The sequence below is a fragment of the Comamonas sp. UBA7840 genome (assembly GCF_002501455.1).
GTDB lineage: Bacteria > Pseudomonadota > Gammaproteobacteria > Burkholderiales > Burkholderiaceae_C > Comamonas > Comamonas jiangduensis.
In genome coordinates this window covers 107,372-116,250 of the sequence record NZ_DLTI01000008.1, presented here as the reverse complement: position 1 = coordinate 116,250, position 8,879 = coordinate 107,372, and the positions used below count along the sequence as shown (strand labels likewise).

The following is an 8,879-nucleotide window of genomic DNA, read 5'->3' as shown; positions in this document are numbered from 1 at the left end:
TTGTAGATCCATTAGATGTTTACCTTCTTCTCAGATCATCTACGAGTGTTTTTGGTTTTTTAACTTGAACCCTGACTGGCATCATGAAGTGGTATGCATTGCCATATGCATGATGCTTCACAAAAGACTGACCTGCTTTACAAGTGAATGCTTGATATAGAGCTTTTGTCTATGTCATTTATCTTTAAACAAACCCAGCCACCCCACCTCTATCTATACATATTCTCTATATATAGCTACCCCTACACAATGATTTAATCGAAGGCTTGGATACACCAAGCCTTCAATTTTTAAATTGCTTTAATTCCTAAAAATTATTGATGTTTATTACTCTGGGAAAGTATTAATCTTAGATAAGTCTCGTTCGTTTATACGCGCTGTAATCCATTGGTCAACTTCGGCCTCAACCCATCCAACAGCTCGCTCTCCAAGAGCGATTGGATGAGGGAATGTTTTAGCCTTAATGAACTTGTACAGCGATGTTTTGCCAAGCCCAGTTCTGTTTATAACCTCGTTGAGTCTGATGATACGCATGACCTGCTTTCGATGATTGTCGTCATCGGATGACCAGCAGAGTTATTTTTTTCATTCGTCTAACCTGCTTACACAAGTAGGTTGTACTAAGTAGACTCCTTCGGTATCCTCTCTGTAACTGCTGAAATCAGGAGATATAGCATTGGTTTCAGGAATGTAAGTTGGTAAAAACATAAGACTTACATGCTGTAAACAAAGTTGATTCATCTGCATTACATGAAAAAAATGTCACTAAAATGCAACTATTTCATAAGCGCTTATGATTGGATGAGATGTGAGAAATGATAGGTTGACAAGGTTTTTAGCTGTGTGCTTGAAGATTCGATTGAATTCAAGTGGTGCTAAGAAAGGTAATGAAATTTCCTTTTTGGAAAATGAAATAAGTAAAATAAAAATTAATGAAAATGATGATTTTAATTACTTGTACAATGACTATGAAAATATAAAAATAAACACAGAGAATAATGAAATTATTTTTTCTAGCAAAAGAGGTTTGTTGTTTTTATCTATTTATTTAGAGGAAAATTTATCTAGATTAGATTTGGGTCTATGGAGACGATGCTTGGAAGATGTGTCGAGATATATTCCGGAAGGAGTATTTGAAGATAAAGATTATGAAATACTTAAGTTGGAATTTTTTTCTTACAGATTGCTTGATAAAAAAAATGATATTTTACATATTGATCGTTTAATAAGAAAAGCACGACTATGTTTTGAGCAAAGAATAAAGGATAACTTTGATGTTAAATGGGTTCAGAAAATAGAAGGTGAAGATGTAAAATTAAAGATTAGTGTAGCGAATAATTTCCTTTTAAAATACCGATCAAATCCGATTGGTGAGCTTTCAGAGCTTGTGCTCAGAATGGATGTTATTTTTATAAAAGAAGGAGATTGTTTTAGAGAATTTAAAAGAATTGTTGATAGCTATAGAACAAAAAAATCGAAAAATAAAGTTGGTCTAGCCAAGTTCAATATGACAATTAAGTCATCTAATGCTGAATGGTTGCAGAATGTATCTGATTGTTGTGGGATAAGTAGATCTGATGTGATAAACCTGATAATAAGTCACCGCAAGGAGTTGAAGTTGGATTCGTTCTTTGAGGAAAGAAAAAGAATGATGTTCCCAGAGTGAAGTGCTTCTTGAATGTCGGATCCCGGATGATTGGTTGCTGAAAAAAGCATCTGCTGCTTGCGCCAGGTGGCAGGCTACATGTTTGGCGCTGCAGCAAGCTGGTGGTATGTGTATCAGGGTGCTGCAATGGTGCAGATGTGAACTCTGTGCGTACATAGTGTTGCCGCACACCGAAGCATGGCGTTATGCCAACATAGTTGGTGCTGCGATAGAGGTCGAACGAGCTGGTGGAAAACAGTCGGGGTTCGAGATGGTCAAGCACTCAAAGGCAACCTAGTGGCGAAGCTACTGCCGTCATAAAGCACAAGCTTGCAGCAGGCGTGGGTATGAGTACGCGCTGGGGTGCTGTATTGGTGCAGCTTGTGCGCTTGGGCCAAGCTCGGTCGGTAGTCGTGGTATCGGCGTGCTTTGATGTTGGGAGGCTGTTGTTGACTTCGATTTGTGCAATAGCACATGGCTTCCTGCTTCGAAGACTTTGAGTACGTTCTAAAGAGCAAAAGGCTGCACCTGTGAGGGTGCAGCCTTTGTTTTAAGTGGTACCTTATGTGGTACAGAAATCAAATTCCTATATAAGCTATTGATTTCATTGAATATATGGCGGAGAGGGCGGGATTCGAACCCGCGGTGGGCTATTAACCCACACACGCTTTCCAGGCGTGCGACTTAAACCGCTCATCCACCTCTCCGGAAGCTGAAATTCTAACGTGCTTTTGAAGCACTCATCCACAAAGCGCGCACTTTTTTGAAGAAACAGGTATTTTTTCATCGCCTCTGCCCGTCCCCCGCTTTCTTAACGGCCTACGAGTGTGCAAAGGCTGATTGCCCAGGGCCACAACCGCGCACGTTTTGCGACAAACAGGTACAGTGCCCCACTTCGGGCGGGCGAAATGGCCTGCCCATGCCTCAACTGCCACCCTCTTCACTTGCATATCGATTGAATGACTGTTCCAGCTTTGCCCATCTTGTACTCCTTCCGCCGCTGCCCCTATGCCATGCGTGCGCGTTTGGCGCTTGCCCATGCGGGGCTGGCATGTGAGCTGCGCGAGATCAATCTGCGCAACAAGCCACAAGCTTTGCTGGAGGCATCACCCAAAGGCACGGTGCCCGTGCTGGTGCTGCAAGATGGCCGCGTGATTGAGCAAAGCCTGGAGATCATGCTGCATGCGCTGCAATCCAAAGATCCCGATGGATGGCTGACCCCTACCCAAGGTACGCTGGATGACATGCTGGCCCTGATTGGCCGCAACGACAGTTTTTTCAAGCAAGCGCTGGATCGCTGCAAATATCCTGAACGCTACACCGCCGAAGCGGTCAACCAAGCGCAAACCGATGCGCTGACTTGGCTGGCTGATCTCGATGCGCAACTGACCGAGAGCGGCTACCTGTTTGGTATGAACCCCAGCTTGGCCGATATGGCGCTGCGCCCCTTTGTGCGCCAGTTTGCGCGCATTGATGAGGCGCAGTGGGCCGAGCAGCCTTGGCCGCATCTGCAAGACTGGTTGCAGCGCTGGATTGATTCGGCCTTGTTTGCCGAAATCATGGAAACCTATCCGGGCTGGGTACCCGGTACCACAGGCCCTGCCTTCAGCACCGACAGCGTGGAATCGGATTAAGACATCCACGCGCACCTGTGCAGCGGCAGCGGTGAAAGGACTGCACCCTAGGCACTTGAACCACCATCGAAGTGCCTTTTTGGGATGGCCTGACGATTTATGCCTGCTGCTGGTACTTCCACCACTGCGCCACCAGGGCACCTGCCTGGGCCAAGATTGCGTCTCGTGCGGCGTCATCCACTGACTGCGCACCGGTCAAGTAGGCCGCCACCACCAAAGGCGCGGTCCCTGGCTTGGGCCAGACCAGCACCACGTCATTGGCAGTGCCATTCACTCCAGTGCCGGTTTTGCCACCCACCCTCCAATCTTGAGGCATGCCTGCGCGCAAACGCTTGTTGCCCGTGGGACTGGCCAGGAGCCATTGCTGCAGCAGCGCCTGTTGTTTGGGTTTAAGCCATGCGTCTGGCCCCGGCTGCATCAAGCCCAGCATGCTGCCTGCCATGGCCTGGGGCGTCGTGGTATCACGCACATCACCGGGCAGCGCGGTGTTGAGATCGGGCTCATAACGGTCCAGGCGCGTGTCATCGTCGCCCACCGCACGCAACCACTGCGTCAAACCGGCAGGGCCGCCTTGCAGTTGCAGCAGCAAGTTGGCAGCGGTGTTGTCACTGACCGTGACCGCGGCGGCGCACAGCGCCTGTACGGTCATGCCCGCGCCATCGGCATGCGACTGTGTCAGCGGCGAATAAGGCACCAGCGCTTGCCGACTGTAGCGCACGGTCTGCGCCAAATCCAAAACACCTCGCCCCGCCAAATCCAGCACCTGCGCTGCCAGCAGGCTTTTGAAAGTGCTGCACATGGGAAAGCGCTCATCGCTGCGGTACGCCAGGCATGGTTTGCTGCCCCACTGCTGGGCATACAGCCCCAGTCGTCCGCCGCTTTGTGACTCCAATTGCGCCAATGCCTGCTGCCAGCGGCTGGCTGCGCTGGTGCCTTGGGGTGGCGCTGGCACAGTGCAGCCCGCGATGCCACCTAGCCCCAACAGCCAGGCCATTTGCAAGCAGTTTCTGCGATCCATTTCCCATCCTTTCGTGAATATCCAAAGACCATGGCGACCATAGCGCGCAGAAAAAACCCACCATCCGTCTACGGTGAAAGAAAAAGATAGCGCCTAGCGCTCACCATAGTTTCATTTCAATGCGAAAGCTCTTTAAAACCTTTGCATTACCTGCGCTAGCCGCTTCTATTTTTATTTTTTTTTGTTGAACCACGCGCCAGGGCGGCGCGGTGCCGCTGTTGGCTGACCCCACTTACGTGGCTGCGTTGCTGGGCTACGCGCTTCACGCACATAGCGCACGGGAACGCCACTGCCAGTCGTTGTCTCGGCGGCATCGGGATTGGCTGTGGTGCCCCACTGGATCTCTTCACGGGCAATGGCGCGCCACTGGCCCAGTGGCAAATCACTGAGTTCCAGATTGGCAATGCTGCGGCGAACCAAGCGCAGCGTGGGATGGCCAATGGCCGCTGTCATTTTGCGCACCTGGCGGTTTTTACCCTCCACCACGGTGATGGCCAGCCACACGTCTTGCACGCTTTTGCGCACACGCACAGGTGGATCGCGGGGCGCTACGTCAGGCTGCGGGGCCAACAACTGCACTTCGCAGGGCAGCGTGGTGTAGTCCTCAATACGCAGCCCATCGCGCATGCGCTGCAGCGCAGCTTCATCGGGTACCCGCTCCACCAGCGCCCAGTAAGTTTTGGGCTTTTGGTTGCGCGGATTGAGCAGTTGCTCAATCAACGGCCCGTCATCGGTCAGCAGCAGCAAGCCTTCAGAATCTTTGTCCAGCCGCCCGGCCGGATACACCCCTTTGGGCAGATCAAACTCCGCCAGCGAACGTGCGCCATCCTCTGGCGTGAACTGCGACAGAACGCCATACGGCTTGTGAAAGAGGATGTACTGAGGCATACCCAAAAAACCAACTTGCAAAAACTGTGATTGTGGGCCACAAGCAAAAGCCCCGGCATGCAGTACATACCGGGGCTTGGGGCAATGAACGAGTGGGTAGTGTTAAGCGCGTTTGCCACCCTTGAGGAGCAGCACCAGCAACACCGCCGCAAAACCCACAAAGCATACGAACGACCAGTTGGCGATGGAGCCGCCCAAGAACGCCCAATCCACGGCCGTGCAGTCGCCCGAGCCACGGAAAATCATGGGGATGGCGCGGCTGACGGGGTAGTTTTCAATCATGCCGTAGAAGTCGCGCCCGCAACTGGCGAACTCGGGGGGGTACCACTGCAGCCAGGTTTGGCGCGCGGCCACAAATGCACCAAAACCCGAAGCAGCCAGCGCCAGAACGCCGAAAGACATCCACCAGCCTTTTGAGCCCCTAAGGCTTGCCAGCCCTGCGCTGACAGCTACCAATATCAAAGCATAACGCTGCACAATGCACATGGGGCAAGGCTCCAGGCCCTGCACGTGCTGCAAATACATGCCAAAAGCCAGCAGCGCCACACAGGCTGCGGCAATCAGCGCCAAAGTGCGGCGCGGTGCGGTGGTGATCCAGTTCAAAACCTGCATGTTGTTCTCTGAAAAATAAAGGGCGGCATCTGCCGCCCCTGCCTTGTGCAGATGGCTGCGTTAAATGCCTGCTGCTTCGTCCAAGAATACCTTGGCGCGACGTGGCGTGACCACCAGTGTCTCCCCTTCGCGCAGGCCCATTTCACGGAACTGCTCGGCGGGGATTTGCGCCTCAATCAAATGCTCGGACTGTGCATTGTCTCCGGCTTGGGTATCTTCTGCGGCAATTAGTTCCAAACGGGCAATCGGCCCCACCACAATGGCACGGCTGAGCTGCACCACCAGCCCCGTGGTGCGCCCATTGCCGTCGGTATTTTGTCCGGGCGAATAGCGCGCCACGTCCAGCTCGTGCGGGCGCACATAGGCAAAGGCGTTTTTGTCGACCGCGCCCTTGGCTTCGCTGCTCTCCAGCTGCATGCCTTCTTGCAGATACACCTGCCCATCTTGGGCGCGGCCTTTGAACAGGTTCACATCCCCCAAGAAGCCATAGACAAAGGGGCTGGCGGGGTTTTCCCAGACCTCTTGCGGTGTGCCTTCTTGCTCGATCTTGCCTTTGTTGATCACCACCACGCGGTCGGCCACTTCCAGGGCTTCTTCTTGGTCGTGCGTCACGAAGATGGAGGTCACATGCAGCTCATCGTGCAGGCGGCGCAACCAGCGGCGCAGCTCCTTGCGCACCTTGGCATCCAGCGCGCCAAAGGGCTCGTCCAGCAGCAACACCTTCGGCTCTACCGCCAAGGCGCGGGCCAAAGCGATACGCTGGCGCTGCCCCCCCGACAATTGCGAAGGAAAGCGCTCCGCCACCCAGTCCAGTTGCACCAGCTTGAGCAGGTTCATGACCTTTTCTTTGATCTGCGCTTCGCTGGGGCGCTCTTTGCGCGGCTTCACCCGCAAGCCAAAGGCCACGTTCTCAAACACCGTCATATGGCGAAACAGTGCGTAGTGCTGAAACACAAAGCCCACGTTGCGCTCACGCACGTGCACGTCGGTGGTGTCTTCGCCGCTGAAGTGGATGCTGCCCACATCGGGCGTCTCTAGCCCGGCGATGATGCGCAGCAGCGTGGTCTTGCCGCAGCCCGAGGGGCCGAGCAGCGCGATCAACTCTCCGGACTGGATGTCCAAACTCACATCGCGCAGGGCCTGGAAGTCACCAAACTGCTTGCTGACATTGCGAATTTCAATGCTCATGATCTGTCTCTTTCAGTTGCACCGTGCTTTAGTGGCTGGGGCGCTCAGGCGGCATATTGGCTGCCGCTTGCACTTGTTGTTCATGCTTCCATTCGGCGTAGGTCTTGATGACCAGCGTCACCAGCGCCAGCAAGGCCAGCAAAGACGCCGCTGCAAATGCCGCAACCGATTGGTATTCGTTGTAGAGAATTTCCACGTGCAGCGGAATGGTGTTGGTCTGCCCACGGATGTGGCCCGAAACCACCGACACCGCACCAAACTCCCCCATCGCCCGGGCATTGCACAGAATGACGCCGTACAGCAGGCCCCATTTGATGTTGGGCAGCGTCACGTACCAGAAGGTTTGCCAGCCGCTGGCGCCCAGCACGATGGCCGCCTGTTCTTCGTCGTTGCCTTGGGCCTGCATCAGCGGAATCAGCTCGCGGGCAATGAACGGGAAGGTGACAAACACGGTAGCAAGCACAATGCCCGGCACCGCAAAGATGATCTTGATGTCATGCTCAGCCAGCCAAGCGCCCATCCAGCCGTTAGCGCCAAACACCAGTACGTACATCAAGCCTGCCACCACGGGGGAGATCGAGAAGGGCAAATCAATTAGCGTGGTCAAAAATGCCTTGCCTTTGAACTCGTACTTGGCAATGCACCAGGCTGCTGCCACGCCAAACACCAAATTCAAGGGCACGGCAATCACGGCGGTCAGCAAGGTGAGCTTGATGGCGGCCCACGCATCGGGCTCATGCAGCCCCTGCCAGTACGCCTCCACGCCTTTGCGCAACGCTTCGGTAAACACCGCCGCCAGTGGCAGCACCAAAAACAGCAAGATGAAGCTCATCGCCACACCGATCAGCACCCAACGCACCCAGCGCGGTTCGGTCACCGACAGCTTTTCGGGCTTACTCCCTTTCTTGGGCGCAGTCAGTTGGTAGGCAATCACCAGCAGCACCACCACCGCCAGCAGCACCTTGAGCAAAAAGTAGTGTTGTTCGTTCATACGGGTGCTCCTGCGTGACGGCGTTGCCAGGCTTGCAGGGCGTTAATCACCAGCAGCAATACAAACGAAATCAGCAGCATGACCACGGCGACTGCCGTTGCGCCGGCATAGTCGTACTGCTCTAGCTTGCCGATGATGATCAGCGGCGTGATCTCTGAAATCATGGGCATGTTGCCCGCAATGAAAATGACCGAGCCGTACTCCCCCACTGCACGCGCAAACGCCATGGCAAAGCCAGTCATCAGGGCGGGCAAGATGCTGGGCAAAATCACTTTGTAGAAAATTTGCCAGCGGCTGGCCCCCAAGCTGATCGCAGCTTCTTCCAGCTCTTTTTCAGAGTCTTCCAGCACCGGCTGCACCGTGCGCACCACAAAAGGCAGCCCAATAAAAATCAAGGCGATCACGATACCGTTGGGGTTGAAAGCCAATTGAATGCCCAACGGCTCCAGGTACTGGCCTACCCAACCGTTGCCGGCCAGCAAGGCCGTCAGCGAGATGCCAGCAACCGCAGTGGGCAGTGCAAACGGCAAGTCCACCAGCGCATCGACAATTTTTTTGCCTGGGAATTTGTAGCGCACCAGCACCCAGGCAATCAGCAAGCCGAACACCAGGTTCACCACGGCCGCCAAGAACGAGGCGCCAAACGTCAGCTTGTAGGAAGCCACTACACGCGGGGCGCTCACCGCCTCCCAGAACTGCTCCCAGGTGAGTTCAAACGTTTTAAAGATCAGCGCCGACAGCGGTATCAGCACGATGATGCTGAGATAAAACAGTGTGTAGCCCAAGGTCAGCCCGAAACCGGGCAGAACGCGCTTGGCGCCACGCCCACGGCGGGCCGGGGCAGTAGCGCCAAGACTTGGGCTGACGGGGGATGCAGAAGCCATGATGTCCCTGACAGCCTGT

9 protein-coding genes and 1 tRNA gene are annotated in these 8,879 nt (G+C 53.9%); 2 read left to right on the top strand and 8 right to left on the bottom strand.

The window, feature by feature from the left end:
• Positions 1 to 327 precede the first annotated feature (327 nt).
• Positions 328 to 534 carry a helix-turn-helix transcriptional regulator gene (locus tag B3R00_RS02065; protein WP_286997143.1) on the bottom strand — a complete coding sequence of 69 codons (207 nt, stop codon included), beginning with the start codon at positions 532 to 534 and terminating at the stop codon, positions 328 to 330.
• Between the two features lie 307 nt (positions 535 to 841).
• Here B3R00_RS02065 and B3R00_RS02060 point away from each other — a divergent pair, with 307 nt between their 5' ends.
• Positions 842 to 1,666 carry a hypothetical protein gene (locus tag B3R00_RS02060; RefSeq protein WP_286997142.1) on the top strand — a complete coding sequence of 275 codons (825 nt, stop codon included), beginning with the start codon at positions 842 to 844 and terminating at the stop codon, positions 1,664 to 1,666.
• Positions 1,667 to 2,261: 595 nt separating this feature from the next.
• Here B3R00_RS02060 and B3R00_RS02055 read toward each other — a convergent pair.
• A tRNA-Ser gene (locus B3R00_RS02055) sits at positions 2,262 to 2,352 on the bottom strand.
• A 252-nt stretch (positions 2,353 to 2,604) separates the two neighbouring features.
• On the opposite strand from B3R00_RS02055, the gene B3R00_RS02050 reads away from it, so the two are divergent.
• Positions 2,605 to 3,279 carry a glutathione S-transferase gene (locus B3R00_RS02050; protein WP_286997141.1) on the top strand — a complete coding sequence of 225 codons (675 nt, stop codon included), beginning with the start codon at positions 2,605 to 2,607 and terminating at the stop codon, positions 3,277 to 3,279.
• Between the two features lie 97 nt (positions 3,280 to 3,376).
• Here B3R00_RS02050 and bla read toward each other — a convergent pair whose 3' ends face one another.
• The 6 genes from bla to cysT all read right to left on the bottom strand — a co-directional run bounded on the left by bla (position 3,377) and on the right by cysT (position 8,860).
• Complete coding sequence (gene bla, locus B3R00_RS02045; RefSeq protein WP_286997140.1) at positions 3,377 to 4,297, bottom strand: class A beta-lactamase; 921 nt, start codon at positions 4,295 to 4,297, stop codon at positions 3,377 to 3,379.
• A 171-nt stretch (positions 4,298 to 4,468) separates the two neighbouring features.
• Entirely contained in the window at positions 4,469 to 5,185 is a 717-nt protein-coding gene (locus B3R00_RS02040; protein ID WP_286997139.1) for a pseudouridine synthase, read from the bottom strand.
• Between the two features lie 102 nt (positions 5,186 to 5,287).
• On the bottom strand, positions 5,288 to 5,797 hold the full coding sequence (locus tag B3R00_RS02035) for a disulfide bond formation protein B (RefSeq protein ID WP_286997138.1): 510 nt from the start codon (positions 5,795 to 5,797) through the stop codon (positions 5,288 to 5,290).
• Between the two features lie 60 nt (positions 5,798 to 5,857).
• On the bottom strand, positions 5,858 to 6,985 hold the full coding sequence (locus B3R00_RS02030; RefSeq protein ID WP_284213260.1) for a sulfate/molybdate ABC transporter ATP-binding protein: 1,128 nt from the start codon (positions 6,983 to 6,985) through the stop codon (positions 5,858 to 5,860).
• Between the two features lie 28 nt (positions 6,986 to 7,013).
• Complete coding sequence (gene cysW / locus B3R00_RS02025) at positions 7,014 to 7,976, bottom strand: sulfate ABC transporter permease subunit CysW (protein WP_286997136.1); 963 nt, start codon at positions 7,974 to 7,976, stop codon at positions 7,014 to 7,016.
• Entirely contained in the window at positions 7,973 to 8,860 is an 888-nt protein-coding gene (gene cysT, locus B3R00_RS02020) for a sulfate ABC transporter permease subunit CysT (RefSeq protein ID WP_286997135.1), read from the bottom strand. Before cysT ends, cysW begins: the two co-directional genes overlap by 4 nt.
• Positions 8,861 to 8,879: the final 19 nt, after the last annotated feature.